The organism is Micromonospora sp. NPDC053740, assembly GCF_040677775.1.
Lineage (GTDB): Bacteria > Actinomycetota > Actinomycetes > Mycobacteriales > Micromonosporaceae > Micromonospora > Micromonospora alfalfae.
This window is the reverse complement of sequence record NZ_JBFASO010000003.1, coordinates 574,513-597,318: the sequence shown is the minus strand read 5'-3', so window position 1 is coordinate 597,318 and position 22,806 is coordinate 574,513. Positions and strand designations below refer to the sequence as shown.

Here is a 22,806-nt window from a genome sequence, read left to right as displayed (position 1 = left end):
CGGCAGCGCTGGCAGATCAGCGCCGCCGCAGGACGACCACGGCGACGTCGTCCTGGATCTCCGGTGGGGCCAGTTCCACCAGCAGCCGGGCGCAGAACTGGTCCAGGTCACCGTCGACGGTCGCGGCGACCCCGGCCAGTGCGGCAAGCCCCTCGTCGATGGTGGCGTCCCGCCGCTCGATCAGCCCGTCGGTGTAGAAGACCAGCGTGGCCCCGGCCGGCACCACGAACTCCAGGTCTGCCGGGCGCGGGGCACGGACGCCGAGCAGCGGCGCTGAATGCTGCACGAACTCGACCTTGCCGTCCTGGATCAGCAGCGGTGGCAGGTGCCCGGCACTGGCCAGCCGGACCCGTCCGGTCGGCGGGTGCATCAGCAGTACGCAGAGCGTCGCCACCTCGTTCGGCAGCAGTGTGCGCATCAGCTCGTTGACCCGGTGCAGGATCTCGCCGGGCTGGTGGCCCTCGACCGCGTACGCCCGCACCGCGTGCCGCAGCTCGGCCATCACTGTGGCCGCGTGCAGTGAGTGCCCGGCGACGTCCCCGATCGCGAGCAGCAGGTGACCATCGAGCATCACCAGCTCGTAGAAGTCGCCGCCCACCTCGGTCTGCGCGCTGGCCGGCTCGTAGCGCACCGCGAGGTCGAGGCCCGCCACGGTGGGCAGTCCGCGCGGGAGCAGGCTGCGTTGGAGGGTGACAGCGATGCGGTGCTCCTCGTCGAACGAGCGCTGCCCCTCCACTGCCGCCGCCACCGCCTGAGCCAGTTGCTTGAGCACCGGGGTCCGCGCGGTCTGGGTAGCGGTCGGGACCACCACGTACAGCGGGGCCCGGTCCTCGCGCAGTCGGGCGGCGGCGACGGTCACCGTGTCGTCCGCCGGCCACTCGACGAGCGCCCAGTTCGCCGGGGTCTCCACTCGCACTGTGGCACCGGTCGGCACCCCGGTGTCGTCGACGACCCATGGCACCACGGCGGCCACCTCGCCGGGACCGGCGCAGACACCCGCGAGGCAGTCGCCGTCGAAGGTCTCGGCGATCACCGCGGCCGGGCTCTTGAAGATCTGGGCGGCGCCCTCGGCGGCGGCCTCCAGCAGGCGCGCGAAGGTCGGCGCGGCGTGCACCGCCACCGTCGTGTCGGCCAACCCGAGCAGCCGCTCGGCGAGCAGTTCGGCGCGCTGCCGAGCCTGGTAGTAGCGCAGCACCGCCCGGGTGGTGGCGATCAGCTCCTCGGGCTCGATCGGCTCGGTCAGGTACGCGTCAGCGCCCCGGGTCAGCCCCTGGGCGCGGTCGGCCACGTCCACTGCGTGCGCAGACACGTGGACCACCGGCATCGCCGGGTGCCGTGCCTTGATCTGCTCGCAGACCTCGTAGCCACTCAGGTCGGGCAGCCGGACGTCGAGAACCACCAGGTCGATCCGTTCCACCTCGACCCGAGCCAACGCATCGGCGCCGTTCTCGGCCTCCAGCACTGTGAAGCCGGCCCGGGTCAGCCAACTGACCAGCAGGTAACGCTTGGTACGACTGTCGTCGACCACCAGGATGGTTGTCGGTACGCCGTCCACGCCGTCACGCCCCGCCGACGGGTAGGGAGACGGTGAACGTGCTGCCTTCGCCGGGCGTGCTGGTCAGCTCCAGTGACCCGCCGAGCAGCGTCACCAACCGCCGGGCGTACGGCAGACCGAGGCCGGTGCCGCCGACCCGGGTGGCTCCGGGGATCTGGTAAAACTCCTCGAAGATCCGGTCGCGCAGCTCAGGAGCGATGCCCGGCCCGGTGTCGCTGACCTCGAACTGCCAGCGGTCGCCGTGGTGGCTGGCCCGCAGTCGCACCTCGCCGCGCTCGGTGAACTTCAACCCGTTGTGCAGCAGGTTGCGCAGCACCTGACCGAGCAGCACCTCGTCGGTGCGCAGCACTGCCGGCCCGCTGGGCTCCTCCACGACCAGCTCCACCTCCGGGCGGGTGGCCAGCGCGCGCAGGGTGCCGCGCAGTTGCCCGAAGACCGGCCGCAGGTCGACCTCGGCCAGCTCCGGCTCGATCCGGCCGGATTCCGCCTTGGCCAGGTCGAGGAGTTCGTTCACCAGGTTGAGCAGATCTGCCGCCGACGAGCGGATCAGATCGACCTGGCGGCCCTGCTCGTCGGTGAGCGGGTCGGAGGCGGAGTCGGTGAGCAGCCGCCCCAGGCCGATGATCGCGGTGACCGGGGCGCGCAGCTCGTGGCTCACGTTGGCCAGGAACCGGCTCTTCGACTCACTTGCCGCCCGGAGCTGGGCCGACTTTTCGTCCAGCTCGGCGTAGAGGGCGACGACACCGCGGTTGGTCTCCTCCAACTCCTCGGTGAGCTGGTTGTAGAGCGCCAGCACGCCGCGGTTGGTCTCGGCCAGCTCCTCGTTCAGCACGGCCAGCTCGTCGCGCTGACTGCGCACCTCGTCGAGTGCGGAGATGAGCTGCCCGTTCTGCACGGTCAGCTCATCCAGCGCACTGGCCGGCGCGGTACGGCCGAGTTCGGCACGGAACTCGGCGAGCCGCTCCAGGGTCGGCGTCGGCGCGTTCGCCGGGACTCGTCGGGACATCCGTACGACCGTAACCCCCTCGACGGCCGACACGCTGAGTGTGTCGACCAGTCGGGACACCGCGCCGGACTGCGGTTGGTAGCGGCCGTCCGGCAGCGGGGACATCGGGGCCAGGTCGGCGCGCAGGTGAAACCGGCCGTCGGCGGCTGTGTCGACGTGGAAGGAGACGTCGGCACCGCCGGTCGTCCGCAGCAGATCGCGGGCGACCTCGCTGAGCGCGGTGGCGATCCGCACCTGGTCCTGGTGTTCGAGGCCGACCACAGCGGCCACCTCGCGCCCCCGCTGACGGATCACGAAGATGTCCTGCTCGACCCGCAGCGCCATCTGGAGCAGCGGCAGCGCTGCCGGCTGCCCGCTCACGCCCACGACCTCGCGACAAGTACGCAGGCGTCGTCGCGTCGCACACCGGCGTCACGGAGCAGGGTCGCCGCCATCACCAGCGGGGATCGCTCCGCCAGGCCCGGGTAGTCGGTCATCCGCCACCGGTCGACCACCCCGTCGCTGTGCATCACCAGCCGGGCGCCGGGACCGAACGGGTAGTCGTACTCCCGGATCGTGGGCCGTTGGTGGCCGGCGATGCCGGGCAGCGACACCAGCCCTCGACGGCGGCCGTCACCCTCGACGACCACGCCGGAGATGTTGCCCAGGCCGGCGTAGTGCAGCACGCCGGCCTCCGGCATCAGCTCTCCGACGGCGAGCGCGGCACCCCGGGTGTGCGACATGCTCCGGTGCAGGTGACCGACCACCACCGCCGGTGGGCCGGCCGGGGCGTCACGGAACGCGGCCAGCGCGGCTTCGGTGGCGGCGTTTGCCAGCGGGCCGTGCCCCAACCCGTCGCTCACCAGCACCTGGTGCCGCCCGTCGACGACCCGGACGGCGTAGCCGTCGCCGCTGACCGTCTCGCCGGTCAGGGGTCGGGTGAGGGCGCCGGCCCAGGACGGCCGCGCCGCCTCGGCCGGCCAGACCTGCACGGCGAGGACGGTGCCCCGGCCGGGCAGCGAGTATCCGTCGAACCAGCTGGCCTGCCGGACGATGGCACCCAGACCGATGCCGAGTGTGCCGGTGGTCGAGTGCCCGTCCTGGGACGAGACGGTCAGGTCGGCCATGCCAGGCCCGGAGTCGATCGCCACCAACTCCACCCCGGCCTGCCCGGCGCGGCGTACCGGCCGGAGCAGCAGGACACCCTCGTCGGCGTGCTTGACCAGGTTGCTGGTCAGCTCGGCCGCCACGATGGCCAGGTCGGCGATGCGCGCCGCCCCCATCTCCACCTGCGCGCCGAGGCGCTCGGCGGCGCGCCGGACGGCGCTCGCCGCGCTGCTGGCCTCCACCCGGAACCAGATGCCGCTGTCGGTGACCGCGTCGGCGTTCACCTGGACCACTTGGTGACCGTGATTCGCGTACCGCTCTCCGCCGACGTCTCGATCTGGAACTCGTCGACCAGCCGGCGGGACCCGCTGAGCCCGAGGCCGAGGCCGCCGCCGCTGGTGTAGCCGTCGGTCATGGCCAGGTCGAGGTCGGCGATGCCCGGCCCGGAGTCGGCGAACACTATCTGCACGCCATTGCGTCGGCCGTTGTTGACCACCGTCACCTCGACCGACCCGCCACCGCCGTACACCAGGGTGTTTCGGGCCAACTCGCTCGCCGCGGTGACCACCTTGGTCTGGTCGACGAGGGACAGCTTGACGGACACCGCCACGGCGCGGACCAACTGCCGGACGCGCACCACGTCCTCATCGCTGCGAACCGACTGAGCCTGCGGCTGGCCCAGGTCGACGCCCGTGGTCACGGCGTGGCCGTCTCGGCGTCCGGTTCGTCGTCGAGCTGGTAGTCGAGCTCGTCGGCGTGGGCCGCCGCGATCAGCTCCATGCCGCGCTCCACGTTCAGCGCGGTACGGATGCCGTTCAGCGACAGCCCGAGTTCGACAAGGGTGATGGCGACGGCTGGACGCATCCCGACCACCACCGTCTCCGCGTCGAGCACCTTGGAGATCGACGCGATGGTGGAGAGCATCCGCCCGACGAACGAGTCGACGATGTCCAGCGCTGTGATGTCGATGATGACGCCGTGGCAGCCGGTGTCGACGATCCGCTGGGCCAGATCCTCCTGGAGCGCGACCGCCGTCTGGTCGGACATGTCCAGTTGGATGGAGACGAGCAGGATGTCCCCGATCTTGAGGATCGGCACCCGCTCCATCAGATGTCCCGGCGCGGCTGGCGGCGGGCGGTCTCTACCCCGTTGAGCCGCAGCACGTGGCGCAGCGCGTCGGCGAGGCTCGCCTTGGTGGCGATGTCGCCGAACTCGATGCCGAGCGCCACGATGGTCTGCGCGATCTGCGGGCGGATGCCGGAGATGATGCAGTCGGCGCCCATCAGCCGGGCGGCCACCACGGTCTTCAGGATGTGCTGGGCGACCTGGGTGTCCACCGCCGGCACGCCGGTGATGTCGATGATCGCGTACGGCGAGCCGGTGTCGACGAGGGTCTGCAACAGCCGTTCCATGACGACCTGGGCCCGGGCCGAGTCCAGGGTGCCGACCAGCGGGACGGCGACGACACCCTCCCAGAGCTTGACCACCGGCGTGGAGAGTTCGAGCAGTTGCTCGGCCTGGTCCGCGATCAGGCTCTCGCGGGTGCGGACGAAGCTCTCGAAGGTGAACAGGCCCATCTCGTCGACAAGCTTCGAGAAGGCGACGTAGTCCTTCAGCGCGTCAGTGCCACCGGCCTCCTGCACCAGCTCGGCCAGCACGTCCTTCAGCGCGAAGACGCTGATGGTGGTCTCGGTGGCGGAGAAGCCCTGCCGGGCCCGGCCACGGGACAGCTCGGAGAGCGCGGCGCGCAGTTCGGCGGCGCTGTCGGCGGACAGATCGATGGTGCCCTGCTCGCCGCTGGCGACGATGGCACGGTGCAGGTCCTGGACCTGTCGGCGCAGCTCCGCCTGGCTCAGCCGGCCTCGCAACGAACTGGTGACGATCTCGGTCCACCGAGTCGTGACCCGTTCGTCCTGCCCGTTGAGCAGCGCGACGAGCCGACCACTTTCTTCGGTGCTCAACGCCATTTCGAACCCCCTTGACCTGGACCGGGCGGACTCTATCACCGGGGCCTGACCAACTACTTGCCCCGTAGCAACGGAATGACGATGGCCACCGGATGACGGCTCCCGTTCTACCTCCGGGGGTGGTCGTGGGATACCGTTCCCCCGATAACAGGAGGTCTGGCGAATGTCGTTGACGGTGCACACGGAACAGCGCGGCGACGTGGTCGTCGTGTCGGTCGCGGGCGAGCTGGACATGGCCACCGCACCGCAGCTACAGGACCAGATCACCGACCTGCTCGACAAGGGCCGCAACCGGCTGGTGTTCGACCTGGCGGAGGTCTCGTTCTGCGACTCGACCGGTCTGTCGGTCTTTGTCCGCGCCAAGAACAGCTGCGACGAGGCCGGCGGCGTGGTCCGGCTGGCCGCACCGCAGCGCGGTGTGCTGCGCATCCTTGAGGTGAGCGGGCTGGTCGAGGTGCTGCACACCTACCCGACGGTGGATGAGGCAGTCGCCGGCGAATCGACGCCGGCGTCCTCCTGACCGTCGGCGTTCGTCACTCGTCCTCGACGTAACGGGGACGAGCGATAGCCATGCCCGCCGTCGTCTGCACGGCGAGGGCACCCAGCAGGAACCCGATCGGCGCGGTCCAGCCGCCGGTGGCCTCGTAGAGGATGCCGACCATCAGCGGGCCGAGGGCGGCGATCACGTACCCGGTGCTCTGCGCGAACGCGGAGAGCGCGACAGTGCCCTCGGCGGTGCGGGCGCGTAGGCCGATGGCGGTCAGGATCATCGGGAACGCGCCCTGACCGATCGCCAGCAGGGCGACCCAGAGCAGCGCGGCGCCGTGCGGCGCGAGCGCCAACCCCAGGTAGGCCAGTGCCGACGCGGTGGTGAGCCCGAGCACCAGCGGCCGCAGGCTGCCGAGCCGACCGGCCAGGGTGGGCATCAGCAGCGCGATCGGCACCCCGAGCGCGGTCACCCCCGCGAGCAGCAGCCCGGCCGACTCCGGCTGGTAACCGGCGTCGCGGAACAGTTGGGCCAGCCAGCCCATGATCGCGTACCCACTGAGCGACTGCGCCCCGAAGTAGACCGCCATCGCCCAGCCCAGCCGGGTCCGCGCCGGCCGGACCCGCGTCGGCGTGGCGACGACCGCCGTCGGGGTCGCCCGCCGCGCCGCGGCGCGGGTCCGCAGTGCCAGCGGCACCCACGGGAGTACGGCCACCGCGGCCATCGCAGCCCAGACGCCGAGCCCGGCCCGCCAGGACCCGAAGGCGTGCGCGATCGGCACCGCGGAGGCGGCGGCCACCGTCGTGCCCACTGTCAACGCCATCGTGTACGCCCCGGTGACCAGGCCGGTGCGGTGCGGGAAGTGCTGCTTGACCAGCATCGGCAGCAGGATGTTGGCGACCGCGATGCCGGACAGCGCCAGCGCGCTGGTGAGCACGAAGATCAAGGCCGAGTCGGTGGCGACCCGGAGCACCTGGCCCACGGCGAGGGCGAACATGGCGACCACCAGCACCCGGGCCGGCGCCACCCGGCGTACCAGCCACGGGGTGAGCGCGCCGAGGCCGGCGAACGCGATGGTCGGCAGGGTGGTGACCAGGCCAGCGGTGACGCCGGAGAGGCCGAGCCCGTCGCGGACCTCGTCGAGCAGTGCGCCGAGGCTGGTCACCACGGCGCGCAGGTTGAGCGCGACCAGCAGCATCCCGACCAGCACCAGCGCGCCACCGGTCGCCGGGTGCGTCCGCCGGCCGGTGCCGGGGTCCCGCGTCGGGCGAGGATCGACGGCGACGGGGGCGGGCAGCGCCGGAGCGGCTGTTGGTGGCGGGGTCATGACCGTTAACCTACAATCATGGGATGAATTTGGGACCGGTGATGTAACCAGTGCCACCGTCGGTTGAATTCCCCTCCGCGCCGCCGGCGCCGCCCCTCGGCCAGCCCGCCGTGCCGCCCCGCGGCCACCGGGTCCGGCAGACCACCGAGCAACTCCGCGCCCGGATCCTCGGTGGCGAATGGCCCGTCGGCGGGCGCATCCCCACCGAGCCGCAACTGGTCGCCGCGCTGGGCGTCGGGCGCAACACGGTCCGCGAGGCCGTCCGCGCCCTGGTGCACGCCGGGGTGCTGGAGTGCCGGCAGGGCTCCGGCACCTACGTGGTGTCCACCGACGAACTGGCACCGGTGGTCGCCCGCCGACTCGGCGACGACCGGATGACCGAGGTCATCGAGGTACGCCGCGCCTTCGAGGTGGAGGCCGCCCGGCTCGCCGCGTTACGGCGTACCCCGCAGGACCTGGCAGCGCTCGACGGCGCGCTCGCCCAACGCGAGGCCGCCTGGCACGGCGGCCGGGTCGACGCGTTCGTCGAGGCCGACGCGGCACTGCACACGGCGGTGGTCGCCGCGGCGCACAACGCCATGCTCGCCGAGCTGTACGCCTCGGTGGGCACCGCCCTGCGCAGCACCGTCGCCCAGGCCATGGGCGGGGAGCTCACCCCCGAGCGCTACGTCGACCACACCCGGCTGGTCGAGGCGATCCGGGCCGGCGATCCCGGCCGGGCGGCGCTCGAAGCCGGCGCTTTTCTGGAACCCGCCGAACGGGCATAGGTTGTGCCCGACAGAAAAGCGGACACCTCGGGAGTACGAATGCTCAAGGGCTTCAAAGACTTCATCATGCGCGGCAACGTCGTCGACCTGGCGGTCGGTGTCGTCATCGGCGCCGCGTTCACAGGCTTGGTCACCCAGCTCACCAAGTCGTTCCTCGAACCACTGATCAAGGCAGTCGGCGGGGGCAGTGGCCTGTCGGCCGGGACGTGGGAGATCACCAAGGGCAACAACATGGACTGGGCGGGGTTCATCAACGCCCTGATCACCTTCCTGCTCACCGCGGCGGTGCTCTACTTCTTCGTGGTGTTCCCGATGAACAAGCTGGCCGAGCGGCGGCGTCGGGGCGAGGAGCCGCCGCCGGCGGCGCCGAGCGAAGAGGTCAAGCTGCTCACCGAGATCCGGGACGCCCTGGTCTCTGCCGGTCACACCACCCCCGGCCAGCAGCGTGGGGCGCTGGACGACGTGCTGGGCCGCCGCCCGGAGCCGCCGACGCAGCGCTGACCCGAACGGATGCACATCGGCCCCTGTGGGATTCCCGCAGGGGCCGCACCTTCTCGTACGTGTGTTCGATAGAGTCCCGCCATGGAGCAGCGAAAGCACTGGTGGAACGGGAAGTGGGGGCGGCTGGCCCGGCGGGACGTCTTCCTCCGGGTGGACGCCGACCGGTGGCACGTCGAGCAGCGGGCCGGCGGCGCCGAGGGCATCTCCCGTTTCTACGAGTACGGCAGTGTGGACGAGGCCGAGGAGACTGTCCGGGCGCTGCTCGACGGCCCGGACACCTGGCGGGAGCTGTCCCCCCGCCAGCCCGGCGGCTGGACCCTCCCGAACAGCTGAGTGGACGGGCCGTCGAGGCGGTATTGCTTTCGACGGTGATGACTCTGAGTCATAGCTATGACTCAGAGTCATCACGCTCTCCGGACCATTGCCTCCGGGCCTCCAAGCCGCCGCGCTGGAACGCCGCTGCGCTAGAACGCCGCCGCTGCTCTGGGACGCCGCCGCTCTGGGACGCCGCTGCTCTGGGCCAAGGTGCCGACCCACACCGCGGCCGAGGCTACGGCTGCCGCCGCTGCGGCTGCGGCTGCGGCTGCGGCTGAGCGGCTGAGCGGCTGAGCGGCTGAGCGGCTGGGCGGGTGAGCGTCTGGGCGGGTGGAGCCGGGCCGAACGGCGGGCGGGCGGGCCGAGGCGTGCGGAGCCGGCCGAACGGCGGGCGGGCAGGCGCGGGCGCGGCCGGCGTTTAGCGGCGCGCCGCCCCGGGAACCGCAGCGGGATGGACCAGCAGGACGAGCAGCAGGCGACCATCTCGCGGATCACCACCGGGATGCCGGTGATCGACTCAGCTGGCACCGAGGTCGGCACGGTGGACCTCGTCCAGCGGGGTGACCCGAACGCGGTGACGGTCCAGACACCGACCGCAGACCCAGGCAGCAGCCTGGACGAACTGATCGAGGCGACCGCTGTCGAGGAGCCGGACGTCCCGGCCGACCTGGCGGCGCGGCTGCTGCACAGCGGCTATCTGAAGGTCTCGACCGACCTGACCCGCACCGGCGCTGTCTACGTACCGGCCGACCGGATCGGGTCGGTGGCCGATGGCCGGGTCCTCCTGGCCGTCGGGGTGGCCGATCTGCCGCCCGAGGAGTGACCCAACCGCCCTGATCGACTCGGGTTTCATGAAATCGGGGCGTCCGGAGCCTCAGGACAGCCCAACTTCATGAAACCCGAGTCGATCTCCCCTGCGCCTCGGCGGCAGCCTGACCCGGCGCGGCAGGCTGACCCGGCGCGGCAGGTTGATCCGGCGCCGTGAGGGCGGGCTGACCCGGCGCGGCGGGTCGATCGGGTGCCGTGAGGGCGGGTTGGTCGGGCGCGGCGGGCTGGTCGGGCGCGGCGGGCTGGTCGGGCGCGGCGGGCTGGTCGGGCGCGTCGGGCTGGTCGGGCGCGGCGGGCTGGTCGGGCGTGGCGGGTCGGCGGCGGTGGAAGAGCAGCAGCATCAGGCAGCCCGCGACCAGGCCCCAGAACGCGCCGCCCACGCCGATCAGCGTCACCCCGGACGCGGTCACCACGAAGGTGATCACGGCGGCCTCGCGGGTCGCCGGGTCGGTCACCGCCGAGGCGAGCGCTGTGGCGAGGGCGCCCAGTAGCGCCAGCCCGGCGACCGCCTCGATGAGGATCGGTGGGGCGACCGCCACCAGCGTGGTGGCCACGCCGGCGCCCAGTCCGAGCACTGCCAGCCCAGCGCCCGCGGTGACCGAGGCGATCCACCGGCGTTCCGGGTCGGGGTGCGCGTCGGGGCCGGCGGCCAGCGCGGCGGTGATCGCCGCGAGGTTCACCGCGTGCCCGCCGGCCGGGGCGGCGAGCAGACTGGCCAGGCCGGTGGTCCGCAGCGCGGCGCCGAACGGCGGGCGGTAGCCGTAGCCGACCAGCACCGCCATGCCGGGTACGTTCTGCGCGGCCATGGTGACCAGGAACAGCGGCAGGGCCAACCCGACCAGTGCGGACGCATTCCAGGCCGGCGTGGTCAGCGTGACCGACGGGATCAGCGCGGCCCCGGTCAGGCCGGTCGGCGGTGCGGTCAGTGCGATCGCCGCCACGGCCACCACCAGCGCACCGGGCACCGCCCAGCGTCGGGCGAACCGGTGCAGCAGCAGCCAACCGACCACCACCGACCCGGCCACCACCGGCAGCTCGACCAGCGCGCGGACCGGGGCGGTGCACAGCGGCAGCAGCACCCCGGCGAGCATGGCGCCGGCCACCGGCTTGGGGATGGCGGCCACCGCACGGCCGAGCGGTGGGAACAACCCGGCCGCGACGATCAGCACACCGGAGACGAGGAAGGCGCCCACCGCCACCGGCCATCCGCCCGGCGGTGGCCCGGTCGCTACCAGCAGCGCAGCGCCCGGAGTGGACCAGGCCGCGCTCATCGGTATCCGGTACCGCCAGCCAAGCCAGGCGGCGACGAACCCACTCGCCACACAGAGAGCGAGCAGGCCGGAGGCGGCCTGCGCGTCCGACGCGCCCGCCGCTCGGAGCCCGGCCAGCACGACTGTGAACGAGCTGGCGAAGCCGACCAGCGCGGTCACCACCCCGGCCAGCACCGGTTGCACGCGTCCGGCCACCCCATCCTCCCAACTGTTCCGTTTACGGAACGGAAGCGTGTAGCACGATAGCCGGGTGCCGCACCCACCACCAGCCCCGCGCCCGGGCCTCGACGTGGATCCCGCCGTCGTCGGTCGCCGGGTCCGTGCCCTGCGCGAGGAGCAGGGGATCTCGCTGTCCACACTCGCCCGGCTCGCCGGTGTCGGAAAGGCCACCCTCTCCGGCCTGGAGCACGGCACCCGCAATCCGACCCTGGAGACGCTCTGGGCGGTCACCGCGCAGCTCGGCGTACCGCTGACGGCGGTACTGGCGGAGCCGGCCGCCGGGCCCACAGTGCACGGCACCGCTGTCACCGCCACCCTGCTGGAGGTCTTCACCGACACCGACGCGACCTACGAGCTGTACCGGATGCGGGTGACGCCCGGCCCCGGCCAGCTCTCCCCCGCCCACCCGGCGGGAGTCACCGAGCACGTCACAGTGTTCGCCGGGGTGCTGCGCGCCGGGCCGGCCGACGCGCCGCTGACCGCCCCGGCCGGCGGTCACCTCCGCTGGGTGTCGGACGTGCCACACAGCTACGCGGCGGTGGGTGACGAGGAGGTCGCCGCGAGCCTGCTACTGCGCTACCCGCGCCGCTGAGACCCCGCCGATCGGTTACGGACCGTCGGCCTCGTCGACGAAAATCGCAATCATTTCTCGACCTAGGTAGGAGGCGTAGAGACGAATGCGGGTTGTTCTTGGCAAGCTTGACCCCATGACGCTGATCCTCCGCTCGGTCATCCTCAACGACATCGGCTTGGTGCGCACCAACAACGAGGACTCCGCCCTCGCCGGTGACCGCCTGATCGCCGTCGCCGACGGCATGGGTGGGCTGCCTGCGGGCGAGGTGGCGAGCGAGATCGTGATCCGGATCCTGGACGAGCTGGCTCCGCCCACCGACCCCGACGGCGCCGCCGACGCGCTGCGTGCCGTGGTCAGCACTGCCAACCAGCGCATCCACGCCGCGATCACCGTCGACCCGAGCCGGGACGGCATGGGTACGACGCTCACCGCGGCCCTGCTGGCCGGGGAGACACTGGTGCTGGCCCAGGTGGGCGACTCCCGCTGCTACCTGCTGCGCGACGGGGAGCTGACCCAGCTCACCCGGGACGACACGTTCGTGCAGGCGCTTGTCGATCAGGGCACCCTCTCTCCCGAGCAGGCCCGCCACCACCCACAGCGGTCCCTGGTGACCCGGGCCGTGCAGGGCGCCGACACCCCACCCGCGGTCGGGGTGCTCACAGTGGTCCCTGGTGACCGGCTGCTGCTGTGCAGCGACGGGCTCTCCGACTACGTCGAGGACGAGGCCATCGCCGCGGCCCTGGGCATGTACGCCGACCGCCAGCAGTGCGGTGAGCAGCTGGTGAAGCTGGCCCACCACGCCGGCGCGCCGGACAACGTCACAGTCGTGGTCTCCGACGTCGTCGCCCGCTGACCCGTAGGGCTCACTCGGCGGCTCACCCGGACCGACTGGTTCGGGTTCCGCTGCCACAGTAGGTGGTTGTGCCATCTAGCTTGCGCCGCTACTGTCCGACGCGTGGATTCCGACCGGCGCGGGCAGTGGCTGCGGGGGGTGCTCGACATCTGCGTCCTGGCCCTGCTGTCCGAAGGCGAGTCCTACGGCTATCAGCTCGCCCAGGCGCTCGACGTGGCGGGCGTCGGGCCGATCCAGGGCGGCACGCTCTATCCCGTGCTGCTGCGCCTGCAGAAGACCGGCCTGGTGACCGCGCAGTGGCGGGAGGGCAGCGCCGGGCCGGCCCGCAAGTACTACCGGCTCACCGACGACGGGCACGCGGCGCTCCGCGTCGGCGGCAGCGCCTGGCTCAGCTTCGTCCGGCCGGTGAACGACATCGTCACGAAGGGGGTCACCCGGTGAACGCCGACGATTGGCTGCGTACGCTCACAGCCGAGCTGCACCAGCGCCGGGTCGCGGCGGACGCGGCACGGCACGTGGTCGCCGAGGCCGCCACCCACCTGCGCGAGGGCGGCGGCGACCCCTGGGTCGTCTTCGGCCCACCCCAGCAGTACGCGGGCGCGGTCGTGGAGAGCATCGGCACCGCGCCCGGACCGCGCCCCGGGCCGGTCCGGCTGCACGCGGCGGGCATCACCAAGAGGTACGGCCGGCGAACCGTGCTGCGCGACGCCACGCTGACCGTCCGGGCCGGACAAATCGCCGCCGTCGTCGGCGCGAACGGCTGCGGCAAGAGCACCTTCCTCCGGATCTGCGCCGGACTCATGTCACCCGACGCCGGCGAGGTGGCCGTCTCCGGGCGGCTCGGCTACTGCCCGCAGTCCGGCGGGACCGCCGACTTCCTGCTCGCCGACGAGCACTTCGTGCTGGTCGGCGCCGGTCAGGGTGTGGCCCGGGGCCCGGCCCGCCGCGCCGGTCGGGCGGCGGCGCGGCAGCTCGGTTGGGAGGCGGGCGGCGACGTGCAGGCCCGCCATCTCTCCGGCGGCACCCGACAGAAGCTCAACCTGACAATGTCCACACTCAGCGCCCCCGACGTGCTGCTGCTCGACGAGCCGTACCAGGGCTTCGACCAGGGCACGTACGTCAACTTCTGGGACCAGCTCAGCAGGTTGCGCGACGCCGGCACGGCCATCGTCGTGGTGACCCACCTGCTCAACCAACTCGACCGGGTGGACATCGTGCTCGACCTGACCCCGGCACGTGAGACCGTGCGGCACGCGCCCGACAGCCAGGGAGGCCGCCAGTGAACCGGCTCGTCACCGTCGCCGAGATGACAGTGCGGGAGCTGCTGCGACGTCGGGGCGTACTCCTGCTGTTGTTGTTGATGCCGTTGACCTTCTACCTGATCCGGCGGGACGCCTACCTCGGGCAGTCGGTTCGCTCGCTGCTGCTCGGCGTGGGCTGGGCGGTGAGCACCGCCGCGCTGTTCGCCACGACCGCGGCCCGCGAACTGGAGCCGAGGCTGCGGCTGGCCGGGTACCGCCCACACCATCTCTATCTCGGTCGGATGCTCGGCCTGTGGACGGTGGGGCTGGTCATCTCCGTACCCTTCTTCCTGCTCCCGATGATCGACGGCGCGGACCTGCGGTACGGCGGCCTGGCGGCGGCGCTGCTCTGTTCAGTGGCGGTGGCGGCGCCGTTCGGGATGCTGATCGGTGCGCTGCTGCCCCGCGAGTTGGAGGGCACGCTGCTGCTGCTCACAGTGGTGACGGTGCAGATGCTGATCGACCCGGCCGGGTCCGGGGCGAGGTTGACGCCGTTCTGGTCGAGTCGGGAGATCGCCACCTGGACGGTCGACAACACCGACCAGGGCTACCTCTCCCGTGGTCTGCTGCACGGGCTCGCCGTCACCGCCCTGCTGGCAGTGGGCGTGGCCGCGGTGGCCAGCGTCCGCCTGCGCCGCCGTCGCCACCTGCGGCACCTGCCGGTCGGCTGACCGCCGTGCCGGCCGCGGATCGGGCCAATCCGGTTGCTGCGACCCGCGCGGCGGGTTGAGATGGGCGAATGACCATCCGCCGGGTGACCGACGACGACCGTCTCACCACCAGCTTCCCGCTGGCCGCGTACGCCTTCGAGTCCTCGCCGCTCAGCGCCACCCGGACCGCGGAGTTCCGGGACTACCTGCCCTACAACCAGGGCAACCGGACGTTGATCGCCGAGGAGGACGGCACCACGTTGGCCGCCGTCTCGGCCATCCCGATGCGACAGAACCTGCGCGGGGTGGTGCTGCCGATGGCCGGTGTCGCCGGGGTGGCGACCCATCCGCTGGCCCGCCGGCAGGGGCACGTCCGGACGTTGCTGCACCAACTCCTCGACGAGATGCGCGACGAGGGCCACCCGCTCAGCGCGCTCTACCCGTTCCGGCCCAGCTTCTACGCCCGGTTCGGCTACATCGGGCTACCCAAGCCGCGCCGGGTCACCTTCACCCCGGCCAACCTGGGCTCGCTGCTCCGGGTGGACCTGCCCGGCGAGGTCGGCTGGGAACGCGTCGCCGCCGGCTATCCGGCGTGGCGGGCGTTCACCGAGCGCAACCTCCAGGAACGACACGGCTTCGCGATCTTCCCGGACTACCGGGCGGTCGGAATGCGTGACCGTGACGAGTACTGGCTGCTCACCGCCCGGGTCGACGGGGCGGTCACCGGCGCGGTGACGTACCGGATCGACGAACACGGCGGCACGCTGCACGGCAACGAACTGCTTGTCACCGACCCGCTCGCGCGGACGCTGCTGTTGCAGTTCTTCGCCCGGCACGTCGACCAGATCGAGCGGATCAGCGTTCAGGTTCCGCCGGACGAGTTGCCCGAGCTGTGGCTGACCGACCTGGACGTACACGTCGAGGCCCGTACGGCAGTGCCGGGTGCGTCAGCGCCGATGGCCCGACTGCTGTCGCTGGACGCGTTGAGCGGGCTACCCGCCGGCCCTGGTCGGGTGCGGATCGAGCTGACCGGGGACCGCTGGCTGGCCGGCACCCACCTGCTCGACGGCACTACCGGCGCGCTGGAGCTGGTCGACGACACCACCGGCCGCACGCCGACGGCCACGCTCACCGCCGCCGGGCTCTCCGCACTCGCGTACGGGGTGCTGGACCCGGCCGAGCTGCCGCTACGCGGTCTGGGCGAGGTGCCGGTGGACGCCGCCACGGAACTGCGCGGCCTCTTCCCCCGCCGGGTGCCGTACCTCTTCGCCGACTTCTGAGCCCTCCTCACAAACGGGTTTGTCGCCTCGGCGGCAGTGGGTACGGTCCCGCGAATGCCGGAGTGGTTACAGGCGGGTGGATGGGGGTTGCTGGCCGGGTCGGCTCTGCTGGTCGGGGCGGCGGTCGGCTGGTTCGCCCGGGTGCCGCAGCGCGTCATCGCGTCGATCATGGCGTTCGGTGCGGGGGTGCTGCTCTCCGCCGTGTCGTTCGAGTTGATCGCCGAGGCGCATGCGCAGGGTGGGCTGCTGCCCACCGCTCTCGGCGCTGCCACCGGTGCGGTGACCTACACCCTCGCCAACCTGGCACTCGGCCGGCACGGCGCCCGGCACCGGAAGCGGTCCGGCGACCAGCAACCCTCGGAGAGCGAGCAGCCCGGTTCCGGCTCGGCGCTCGCCGTCGGCGCGCTGCTCGACGGCGTACCGGAATCGGTGGTGATCGGCGCCAGCCTGCTCGGCGGCGGCACCGTCAGCCTGGTCACCGTGGCGGCGGTGTTCCTCAGCAACGTTCCGGAAGGACTGTCCAGCGCGGCCGGCATGCGCCAGGCCGGCCGCAGCCGACGGTACGTGTTCCTGCTCTGGACCGGGATCGCGCTGATCAGTGGCGTCGCCGCGCTGGTCGGCAACACGCTGCTCGGTGGCGCGCCGCCGGAGGTAATGGCCGCCATCACCGCGTTGGCCGCCGGGGCGATCCTCGCGATGATCACCGACACCATGGTCCCGGAGGCGTTCGAGAACGCGCACCTGCTCGTCGGTCTGATCACGGTCGCAGGCTTCCTGACCGCCTTCGCCCTCTCCCACACCTGACCACCGGTCACGCCGCCACAACCGGCGCGGCGGTCTGCGGGCGGCCGGCGACGGGCGGCGGCGGGCGGCGGCGGCGGGCGGCGACGGCGAGCGGCGGCGGCGAGCGGCGACGGCGAGCGGCGACGGCGAGCGGCGACGGCGAGCGGCGAGCGGCGAGCGGCGACGGCGAGCGGCGAGCGGCGACGGGCGCGGCTTAGCTGCGCATTAAACCGGCCCGGCGGATTCGTCGCGATGCCGTCGCGGCTCCTAGCATCACTGGGTGCGCATGACGTCGCTTGCCGCTCTCCTCGTCCTCGGTGTCGCCACCGCGACCCTGCCCGCCTGCGCGCCAAACGACCCGGCTCCCGCCTTCGAGGCCGGCTCGACCGCCTCGCCGACGGCCCTGCCCACCGGCGGTCAGGGCGACGCGCCGGGGGCGCGGGACGGCCTCGGCGGCCCGGGGGCCAGCGCCAGCGCCAGCCCGAAGCCCGCCAACAAGGTGCTCACCGCCGGCAACCCGAACGGCACTGCCACAGTGCCGGCCGAGGCGCGGGCGGTGGACACCTCGAAGCCGACCCGGACCATCGGCTCCGGCACCCCGGCGAGCTGCACCTCCGCCGCGGTAGTGAAGGCCGTCGCGGCCGGCGGTGTCATCACGTTCAACTGTGGACCGGCCCCGGTGACGATCAAGATGGCCGCCACCGCGAAGGTCCGCAACGCCAACGGGCCGAAGATCGTGCTGGACGGCGGCGGCACCGTCACGCTGAGCGGCCAGGGGCAGCGCCGCATCCTCTACATGAACACCTGCGACGAGGCCCAGGGCTTCACCACCTCGCACTGCCAGAACCAGGATCACCCGCAGCTCACAGTGCAGAACCTCACCTTCGCCGACGGCAACTCCACAGGCGAGAAGGCCGAGGGCGGCGGCGGTGGGGCGATCTTCGTACGCGGCGGGCGGCTGAAGGTGGTCAACTCGCGCTTCGTCCGCAACCGCTGCGACCGCACCGGCCCCGACCTGGGTGGCGCGGCCGTCCGGGTACTGAGCCAGTACGAGAACAAGCCGGTGTACGTGGTGGGCAGCACCTTCGACGGCGGTTCCTGCTCCAACGGAGGGGCGCTGAGCAGCATCGGCGTGTCGTGGGTGGTGCTGAACAGCCTGCTCAGGAACAACGAGGCGATCGGCAGCGGCGCCAACCCGGCCAAGTCCGGTACGCCCGGCGGCGGCAGCGGCGGCGCGATCTACTGCGACGGCAACGAGTTCACCGTACGGATCGCCGGCACGATCATCGAGAACAACACTGCCAACGAGGGTGGCGGCGCGGTCTTCTTCGTGAGCAACAACCGCACCGGCACGATGAGGATCGAAAACTCGACTTTGCGCCGCAACCCCAGCGCCAAGTTCGAGACCCGCGGCTACCCCGGCATCTTCTTCCTGGGCGCCCGCAACCCCACGCTGACCAACTCCAAACTGAGCTGAGGCCGCGTACCTCAGTAGGGGTTTCCCTGGCCTGGGGGGCGGGCGTGGAGGAGGGCGGCGGGGCGGCCGGGCAGGTCCCGTGCGCCGGACATGGGCGGGCTCGGCGTGTGGTCGCCGTCGGCCATTCCGGCGAAGAGTTCCTTGAGCGCCGTCAGCGCACTGATCTTGGGCTGCCAGCCCAGCTCGGTCTCCGCGCGCTCGCTGGACATCAGCGGGGCGTTCAGACCCAGCTCCACCCAGCCCGCGTCGACAGGTTGCAGCCGCGCCCGCCAGGTCAGCGCCGCCGCCACCCGCAGCACCGGCGCGGCGACCGGCACCGTCCAACCATGGAAGTGCCGGGCCACCAGCTCCGGAGTGAGCACCGGGTCCGCGGCGACGTTGAAGGCGCCGCGCGCATCACCCAACACCGCCCGGGCGTACGCGTCGGCCACGTCATCGGCGTGCACCGCCTGCATCCGCAACCGGCGGTTCGTCGGCACCAGCGGGATCCGGCCGAAGCGCAGCAGCCGCACCGGTGCCAACGGGCCGAGGAAATACCGCGTGATCTCCGCACCTGCGGCCCGCTGGAAGATCAACCCGGGTCGCATCCGTACCACCCTCAGCGTCGGCTGATCCCGTTCGACAGCGTCCAGCAGCGCTTCCACCTCCGCCTTGTGCTCGCTGTACGACGATCCGGGCACGCCGGTGGCGGGCCACCGCTCACTGATCGGGTGGTCCTTCGGGCCGGGCGCGTAGGTGCCGACCGACGAGGCGTACACCAGGGCCGGAACACCGGCCTGGACCACCGCGTTGATCACCGCCCGGCTGCCCTCGACGTTGGTCCGGCGCAACACCCGCTGGTCGTGGCTGGGCTGGATCTGCCAGGCCAGGTGCACCACCGCGTCCGCACCCGCGAACACCTCGGCGAGCTGCCCGACCGCGCTCGGCGCGCCGATGTCGCAGGAGTGCCACTCCACCTGGTCGTACGGTTCGCCGGCATCCGGGCCGGGCAACCGTCGCACGACCCCGGCCAGCTCCACGCCCCGCTCCCGGCGCAGCCGCCGCAGCAGCGCCGTACCGACGTTGCCGCTCGCCCCCACCACCACGATCCGCATGCCCGACCCCGTACCCGCCCAGCAGCAGCTCAACCACCCACGGCTCGCGGCCCGCGCGGCGTGATCCACTCGGCTTCCCGAAAGTCGCGGCATCCGCGCGCGCAGGACAGCCCGACTTCCTGAATCCCGAGTCGATCAAGGGCGAGGAGACTCCCGTACCCAGCCGTGCTTCTCCTTGCCCCGCCTACCGGCGGTGGCCGCCAGGCAGCGTGGGCAGATCCAGCCCACCGCGTCCGCCTCGGTGAGCACATCGGTGCCCGAGTAGTCGAAGCGCACATGCGGGAAGCGACGCAGGCGGGTCCGACTCAGCGCCAGCCCACAGACCGTCTGGTTCTGGCCGGGCAACCAGGCGTGCACCTCCCCACCCGGCTGGCGTACGCCATCGCGCCCAATTTCCTCCCCGGAGGCCGCCACGGCCGGCCCGCTGCTTGATCCCATGCCGGTCCTGGTTCCCCACCGACCCACACCCATGCACCGCCGCGCGACCTCGCTCGATTCACCCCAGCTCACCGACCCAGCGCCTCGGACCCTCCGCGTCGCCCCCGACAGGTGATGATCAACTGCGGCGGACACCGGCCGGCCGCAGCCATCGACGGCCGGCCGGAAGCCGAGAGCCGTCGACGCTCACCGTCGGGTAACCTGAGCGCGCGGGCCGCTAGCTCAATGGCAGAGCTGTGGACTTTTAATCCATAGGTTCAGGGTTCGAGTCCCTGGCGGCCCACCACAGAACCCTTCTGAGCTCAGCAGCCGGGGGGATCAGCGCAGACGCGCCGTAGGTTCAGGGTCCGAGTTCCTGGCGACCCATCGACCGCACCGTTGTGCGAACCGGGGCACTCCTCAGATGCCCCCACCCGCGCCGGGCAGGGGCATCGTCGCCGCGAGGGACCTTGAACACGGGCACGACTACCTGGACCTGGCGCTGCCCGACCGAGGCATCTCGGCCGGGCGTACTGCGGTCTTATTCGCGCAGGTCCGAGCCTCCTCGGCGCCAGCAATACGAATCGCGGCTACCGAACAACCGCGGTCGCGTCGGAGTTGGTGACGTTGGCGGCAAGTGCCTCCGCCTTGGCCAAGCTCTTCGACAGGGAGAACGTGTTTTTGATGCCATGGAAAGCGCGTGAGAAACCACCGTCGCCGAGTGCCTCCAGGTGGATCTCACGACGTTGGCCGTGATCCGTCAGGTAGACCCGAACGCCCCATGCTCCCATCGCGCCTTTTCGGGATGCCAACAATGCCATGTCGGGCTGATGGCGTAACTGATCAAGTGGATTGTTGCTGACCATCAATGGCTCGATGGTGGCCTTGTACCCGGCCAGGGCTGCGTTGAGTATCGCTGCCACCTCGGCTAGCGGGATTGCGGTCTCCACGATGACGGACTCGGTTTGCATGATGCGCCACGCCTCCTTCTGGACGGTCTCACGAGATCGGCGACGGCGTGGCGAGCGACTTTGCCCGCTTTCGCTGCCCGGCGCCGAGACTCGACGAGAAGTACGTTCCCCGGTCTTCCGCTTCTTTCTTGCGAAGGCGATGCTGCTGCTCCGCGCACTTTTTCTGATCAGCTGCCTTGCAGATCTTGGAGTGGTTTCGGCTGAGTGCCCGGGGGGTCGGTTGATTGAATTGGATGCCATCGGATGCCTGCGGAGAAGAGACTGAGGGGCCAGCCGGGTTCGAACTCCTCTGCTCACCCGACGATGACCGCGGCAGCGGAAGCCACCAGCAGGACGGCGAGCGCGATGCTGATCGCGTTCAGCAGGCGAGCCGCCACTATCGGCCCCGGCGTCCGGCCGGCCACCTGCCGCACCACCGGACCGCCCAACGTCGCGAGGATGTCCACCGAGCGAGCCACGATGTGCCCTTCACGGCTGCCTGCGCTGTGCACGCGCGCCACGTCGCCGGGCCTCAGCGAGTCCGGGTCGATCTCGCCGTCGATCACGACACGAACGGTGCGCCCGTCGGCCGGCTGGAGACGGAAACGGTGCCCCGGCGCGCTGAGCTCACCGCCACTGCGAGTCAGGCGCCGTGCCAGCCAGACGCCGGCGACCGGCACTACCGGCATGATCACCAGTACGAACGGGACACCGCCCATGAGAAACCGACCGAGCATTGGCGCGACCGTCAGGCCTGCTGCGACGATCAGCACGACGAAGCCGGAGTACGAGCGCCGTGATCGGGTCTGTTCGACTGGACCGATCACCACGCCTATGTGCGGGTCGGTGGCAGTTGCGGGGGCGTCGTGCGCCTGTGCGGCCTGCTGGGGCATCGGTGGGGGGCGGCGGCCCGGAGGCGGTGCGAGGCCGCCGGGCGGTACTCGGAGCGGCGCCGCTTCGCCGGAGCGGCCGGGTCCCTCGGTACGAACCCGGCGCACGGTACGCGGCACATCGCTCGCCGAGAACGACCGCGGCCCGGAGTCGCCTGGGCGCGAGGCGCCGCCCGGAAACAGCAACGGGTCCCCGTCCGTCGCCTGGGTGGGGAACAGAGGCGGCGACTCCGGCTCCGGCTCCGGATCGGGCTCGGGCTCGGGCTCGGGCTCGGGCGCCGACTCCACCCGGATCGGGACGGCCTCCCGTTCCACGGACACGTCGGCCGGGCGGGGGCGGGCCCAGGGCGGCAGGGGTTCGGTCATGGGGCCGGCGCCAACGTGCGGACGGCGCACTGGTTCCCCAGTTCTGCGCCGGACATTTGCGGAAATCTGTTCCCGCACCAGGCGAGCACGTCGTCGCGGTTCGCGAAGTCGCCGAGGGCGAACGTGACCCACAGGGCCTCGCCGTTGTAAACCTGCCGCTTGCCGTAGTCGGTGCTCTTCAGCAACACCACGGCGGTGCCGTCGGTGGTGCCCTCGCGCAGAGCCTGATGCTCCTCGAGGATGTCGGTCGCCTGAAAGATGTGCGAGCCCGACCTGTTGGTCTGGTAGGGGTCGCTGATCCCCAGGGTCTTCGACGCCAACTGGGCCGCGTACTGGCCGTGGAACGAGACCGTCGGGAGGTCCTGGTCGTGCTGCGCGTTGAGCGCGTTCAGCGCAGCCTGCTCGGGGTCGATCGTCTCCTCGATCGTCGTCTCCGCCGGGGCGGTGTAGTCCGGCGTCTGCTCGGGCTCGACCGTCGGGTACGGCGCGATCGGCTGCTCAGCGGTCGGCATCACGGAAGAGGTGTCGTCGGTTGCGGCGTTCACACTGGCTACGGTCGCTCCGAGCGCCAGGAGGACGGCCGCCGCGCTGCCGACCACGATCATCAGTCGCCGGCGGTGAAGTCCGCTGGATGGAGCCGAGGCAACGGTGGGCGGCGGTGGAATCCATGGCGACGCCGTCTGCTGCTGGCTCCGCGGCGACGCAGGTTCCGGTCGAGACGGCACCGCAAGGTCCGACGAGGGCTGCGAGGCCGGCGGCGCCTGCGAGGCTGACGGCTCAGCGTCACCCGTGATCAGGGCTGAAAGGTTCCACAACCCGCCCGACGTCTCACGATCGGTCAT

At 71.7% G+C, this 22,806-nt stretch carries 26 protein-coding genes and 1 tRNA gene; 14 read left to right on the top strand and 13 right to left on the bottom strand.

Annotated features, from left to right (window positions below; all coding sequences use genetic code 11):
• Nucleotides 1-16: 16 nt before the first annotated feature.
• From AB0K35_RS11610 to AB0K35_RS11585, 6 genes are read right to left on the bottom strand one after another with little or no spacing between them, the layout of a single operon-like run.
• The gene (locus AB0K35_RS11610; protein WP_238668680.1) at nt 17-1,555 is read right to left on the bottom strand and encodes a SpoIIE family protein phosphatase; all 1,539 of its coding nucleotides are present in this window, start codon (nt 1,553-1,555) and stop codon (nt 17-19) included.
• A gap of 4 nt (nt 1,556-1,559) precedes the next feature.
• Nucleotides 1,560-2,885 (bottom strand): sensor histidine kinase, encoded by a 1,326-nt coding sequence (locus AB0K35_RS11605; protein WP_363885275.1) that lies wholly within the window; start codon nt 2,883-2,885, stop codon nt 1,560-1,562.
• 32 nt (nt 2,886-2,917) lie between these two features.
• Nucleotides 2,918-3,931, bottom strand: a complete 1,014-nt coding sequence (locus AB0K35_RS11600) for a SpoIIE family protein phosphatase (RefSeq protein WP_238668899.1) — start codon at nt 3,929-3,931, stop codon at nt 2,918-2,920.
• On the bottom strand, nt 3,928-4,347 hold the full coding sequence (locus tag AB0K35_RS11595; protein WP_238668679.1) for an anti-sigma regulatory factor: 420 nt from the start codon (nt 4,345-4,347) through the stop codon (nt 3,928-3,930). The genes AB0K35_RS11600 and AB0K35_RS11595 overlap by 4 nt, the downstream gene beginning before the upstream one ends.
• On the bottom strand, nt 4,344-4,754 hold the full coding sequence (locus AB0K35_RS11590; RefSeq protein WP_124854579.1) for an STAS domain-containing protein: 411 nt from the start codon (nt 4,752-4,754) through the stop codon (nt 4,344-4,346). Before AB0K35_RS11590 ends, AB0K35_RS11595 begins: the two co-directional genes overlap by 4 nt.
• Complete coding sequence (locus tag AB0K35_RS11585; RefSeq protein WP_238668678.1) at nt 4,754-5,614, bottom strand: STAS domain-containing protein; 861 nt, start codon at nt 5,612-5,614, stop codon at nt 4,754-4,756. Before AB0K35_RS11585 ends, AB0K35_RS11590 begins: the two co-directional genes overlap by 1 nt.
• Nucleotides 5,615-5,777: 163 nt before the next feature.
• Here AB0K35_RS11585 and AB0K35_RS11580 point away from each other — a divergent pair, with 163 nt between their 5' ends.
• A complete protein-coding gene (locus AB0K35_RS11580) occupies nt 5,778-6,134 on the top strand; it encodes an STAS domain-containing protein (RefSeq protein WP_238668677.1) in 357 nt (118 codons plus the stop codon).
• 13 nt (nt 6,135-6,147) lie between these two features.
• Here the strand turns inward: AB0K35_RS11580 and AB0K35_RS11575 are convergent, their stop codons facing one another.
• Nucleotides 6,148-7,299: an MFS transporter gene (locus AB0K35_RS11575; protein ID WP_247683451.1), complete on the bottom strand. Its 1,152-nt coding sequence runs from the start codon at nt 7,297-7,299 to the stop codon at nt 6,148-6,150.
• Nucleotides 7,300-7,478: 179 nt separating this feature from the next.
• On the opposite strand from AB0K35_RS11575, the gene AB0K35_RS11570 reads away from it, so the two are divergent.
• The 4 genes from AB0K35_RS11570 (at nt 7,479) to AB0K35_RS11555 (ending at nt 9,834) form a co-directional block, all read left to right on the top strand.
• Nucleotides 7,479-8,195: a FadR/GntR family transcriptional regulator gene (locus tag AB0K35_RS11570; RefSeq protein ID WP_363885049.1), complete on the top strand. Its 717-nt coding sequence runs from the start codon at nt 7,479-7,481 to the stop codon at nt 8,193-8,195.
• Between the two features lie 39 nt (nt 8,196-8,234).
• A complete protein-coding gene (gene mscL, locus AB0K35_RS11565; RefSeq protein WP_363885046.1) occupies nt 8,235-8,696 on the top strand; it encodes a large conductance mechanosensitive channel protein MscL in 462 nt (153 codons plus the stop codon).
• A gap of 81 nt (nt 8,697-8,777) precedes the next feature.
• A complete protein-coding gene (locus AB0K35_RS11560; RefSeq protein WP_238668674.1) occupies nt 8,778-9,029 on the top strand; it encodes a hypothetical protein in 252 nt (83 codons plus the stop codon).
• 433 nt (nt 9,030-9,462) lie between these two features.
• Entirely contained in the window at nt 9,463-9,834 is a 372-nt protein-coding gene (locus AB0K35_RS11555) for a hypothetical protein (protein WP_091395802.1), read from the top strand.
• 67 nt (nt 9,835-9,901) lie between these two features.
• Here the strand turns inward: AB0K35_RS11555 and AB0K35_RS11550 are convergent, their stop codons facing one another.
• Nucleotides 9,902-11,305 carry a benzoate/H(+) symporter BenE family transporter gene (locus tag AB0K35_RS11550; protein ID WP_363885042.1) on the bottom strand — a complete coding sequence of 468 codons (1,404 nt, stop codon included), beginning with the start codon at nt 11,303-11,305 and terminating at the stop codon, nt 9,902-9,904.
• 55 nt (nt 11,306-11,360) lie between these two features.
• Between AB0K35_RS11550 and AB0K35_RS11545 the strand changes: the two genes are divergently transcribed.
• The 8 genes from AB0K35_RS11545 to AB0K35_RS11510 all read left to right on the top strand — a co-directional run bounded on the left by AB0K35_RS11545 (nt 11,361) and on the right by AB0K35_RS11510 (nt 18,247).
• On the top strand, nt 11,361-11,921 hold the full coding sequence (locus AB0K35_RS11545; RefSeq protein ID WP_238668672.1) for an XRE family transcriptional regulator: 561 nt from the start codon (nt 11,361-11,363) through the stop codon (nt 11,919-11,921).
• A 115-nt stretch (nt 11,922-12,036) separates the two neighbouring features.
• Nucleotides 12,037-12,756, top strand: a complete 720-nt coding sequence (locus tag AB0K35_RS11540; RefSeq protein WP_124770664.1) for a protein phosphatase 2C domain-containing protein — start codon at nt 12,037-12,039, stop codon at nt 12,754-12,756.
• A 102-nt stretch (nt 12,757-12,858) separates the two neighbouring features.
• Nucleotides 12,859-13,197 carry a PadR family transcriptional regulator gene (locus tag AB0K35_RS11535; protein WP_363885039.1) on the top strand — a complete coding sequence of 113 codons (339 nt, stop codon included), beginning with the start codon at nt 12,859-12,861 and terminating at the stop codon, nt 13,195-13,197.
• Complete coding sequence (locus AB0K35_RS11530) at nt 13,194-14,039, top strand: ATP-binding cassette domain-containing protein (RefSeq protein ID WP_363885036.1); 846 nt, start codon at nt 13,194-13,196, stop codon at nt 14,037-14,039. Before AB0K35_RS11535 ends, AB0K35_RS11530 begins: the two co-directional genes overlap by 4 nt.
• Entirely contained in the window at nt 14,036-14,728 is a 693-nt protein-coding gene (locus tag AB0K35_RS11525) for an ABC transporter permease (RefSeq protein WP_238668669.1), read from the top strand. The genes AB0K35_RS11530 and AB0K35_RS11525 overlap by 4 nt, the downstream gene beginning before the upstream one ends.
• Before the next feature lie 83 nt (nt 14,729-14,811).
• On the top strand, nt 14,812-15,987 hold the full coding sequence (locus tag AB0K35_RS11520; protein WP_363885032.1) for a GNAT family N-acetyltransferase: 1,176 nt from the start codon (nt 14,812-14,814) through the stop codon (nt 15,985-15,987).
• A gap of 54 nt (nt 15,988-16,041) precedes the next feature.
• Nucleotides 16,042-16,791, top strand: a complete 750-nt coding sequence (locus tag AB0K35_RS11515) for a ZIP family zinc transporter (protein ID WP_363885029.1) — start codon at nt 16,042-16,044, stop codon at nt 16,789-16,791.
• Between the two features lie 265 nt (nt 16,792-17,056).
• Nucleotides 17,057-18,247, top strand: a complete 1,191-nt coding sequence (locus tag AB0K35_RS11510) for a hypothetical protein (RefSeq protein ID WP_363885273.1) — start codon at nt 17,057-17,059, stop codon at nt 18,245-18,247.
• A gap of 11 nt (nt 18,248-18,258) precedes the next feature.
• Here the strand turns inward: AB0K35_RS11510 and AB0K35_RS11505 are convergent, their stop codons facing one another.
• Together AB0K35_RS11505 and AB0K35_RS11500 are read right to left on the bottom strand one after the other, a co-directional pair.
• Complete coding sequence (locus AB0K35_RS11505) at nt 18,259-19,341, bottom strand: NAD-dependent epimerase/dehydratase family protein (RefSeq protein ID WP_363885027.1); 1,083 nt, start codon at nt 19,339-19,341, stop codon at nt 18,259-18,261.
• Between the two features lie 135 nt (nt 19,342-19,476).
• Nucleotides 19,477-19,779, bottom strand: a complete 303-nt coding sequence (locus AB0K35_RS11500) for a hypothetical protein (protein WP_363885025.1) — start codon at nt 19,777-19,779, stop codon at nt 19,477-19,479.
• Between the two features lie 211 nt (nt 19,780-19,990).
• Between AB0K35_RS11500 and AB0K35_RS11495 the strand changes: the two genes are divergently transcribed.
• A tRNA-Lys gene (locus tag AB0K35_RS11495) sits at nt 19,991-20,065 on the top strand.
• A gap of 283 nt (nt 20,066-20,348) precedes the next feature.
• Here the strand turns inward: AB0K35_RS11495 and AB0K35_RS11490 are convergent.
• The 3 genes from AB0K35_RS11490 to AB0K35_RS11480 form a co-directional block, all read right to left on the bottom strand.
• The gene (locus AB0K35_RS11490) at nt 20,349-20,729 is read right to left on the bottom strand and encodes a hypothetical protein (RefSeq protein ID WP_238672837.1); all 381 of its coding nucleotides are present in this window, start codon (nt 20,727-20,729) and stop codon (nt 20,349-20,351) included.
• A 293-nt stretch (nt 20,730-21,022) separates the two neighbouring features.
• Nucleotides 21,023-21,481, bottom strand: coding sequence for a hypothetical protein (locus tag AB0K35_RS11485; protein ID WP_363885023.1), 459 nt, complete (start codon nt 21,479-21,481; stop codon nt 21,023-21,025).
• A gap of 479 nt (nt 21,482-21,960) precedes the next feature.
• Entirely contained in the window at nt 21,961-22,806 is an 846-nt protein-coding gene (locus AB0K35_RS11480) for a hypothetical protein (RefSeq protein ID WP_363885021.1), read from the bottom strand.

Coding starts and splice junctions, on each gene's coding strand:
- AB0K35_RS11605 (WP_363885275.1), bottom strand. CDS start 2,885: ATGGCGCTGCGGGTCGAGCAGGACATCTTCGTGATCCGTCAGCGGGGG.
- AB0K35_RS11590 (WP_124854579.1), bottom strand. CDS start 4,754: ATGGAGCGGGTGCCGATCCTCAAGATCGGGGACATCCTGCTCGTCTCC.
- AB0K35_RS11585 (WP_238668678.1), bottom strand. CDS start 5,614: ATGGCGTTGAGCACCGAAGAAAGTGGTCGGCTCGTCGCGCTGCTCAAC.
- AB0K35_RS11580 (WP_238668677.1), top strand. CDS start 5,778: ATGTCGTTGACGGTGCACACGGAACAGCGCGGCGACGTGGTCGTCGTG.
- AB0K35_RS11575 (WP_247683451.1), bottom strand. CDS start 7,299: ATGCTGCTGGTCGCGCTCAACCTGCGCGCCGTGGTGACCAGCCTCGGC.
- mscL (WP_363885046.1), top strand. CDS start 8,235: ATGCTCAAGGGCTTCAAAGACTTCATCATGCGCGGCAACGTCGTCGAC.
- AB0K35_RS11560 (WP_238668674.1), top strand. CDS start 8,778: ATGGAGCAGCGAAAGCACTGGTGGAACGGGAAGTGGGGGCGGCTGGCC.
- AB0K35_RS11555 (WP_091395802.1), top strand. CDS start 9,463: ATGGACCAGCAGGACGAGCAGCAGGCGACCATCTCGCGGATCACCACC.
- AB0K35_RS11540 (WP_124770664.1), top strand. CDS start 12,037: ATGACGCTGATCCTCCGCTCGGTCATCCTCAACGACATCGGCTTGGTG.
- AB0K35_RS11515 (WP_363885029.1), top strand. CDS start 16,042: ATGCCGGAGTGGTTACAGGCGGGTGGATGGGGGTTGCTGGCCGGGTCG.
- AB0K35_RS11510 (WP_363885273.1), top strand. CDS start 17,057: ATGACGTCGCTTGCCGCTCTCCTCGTCCTCGGTGTCGCCACCGCGACC.
- AB0K35_RS11505 (WP_363885027.1), bottom strand. CDS start 19,341: ATGCGGATCGTGGTGGTGGGGGCGAGCGGCAACGTCGGTACGGCGCTG.
- AB0K35_RS11500 (WP_363885025.1), bottom strand. CDS start 19,779: ATGGGATCAAGCAGCGGGCCGGCCGTGGCGGCCTCCGGGGAGGAAATT.
- AB0K35_RS11490 (WP_238672837.1), bottom strand. CDS start 20,729: ATGCAAACCGAGTCCGTCATCGTGGAGACCGCAATCCCGCTAGCCGAG.
- AB0K35_RS11480 (WP_363885021.1), bottom strand. CDS start 22,806: ATGACCGATCGTGAGACGTCGGGCGGGTTGTGGAACCTTTCAGCCCTG.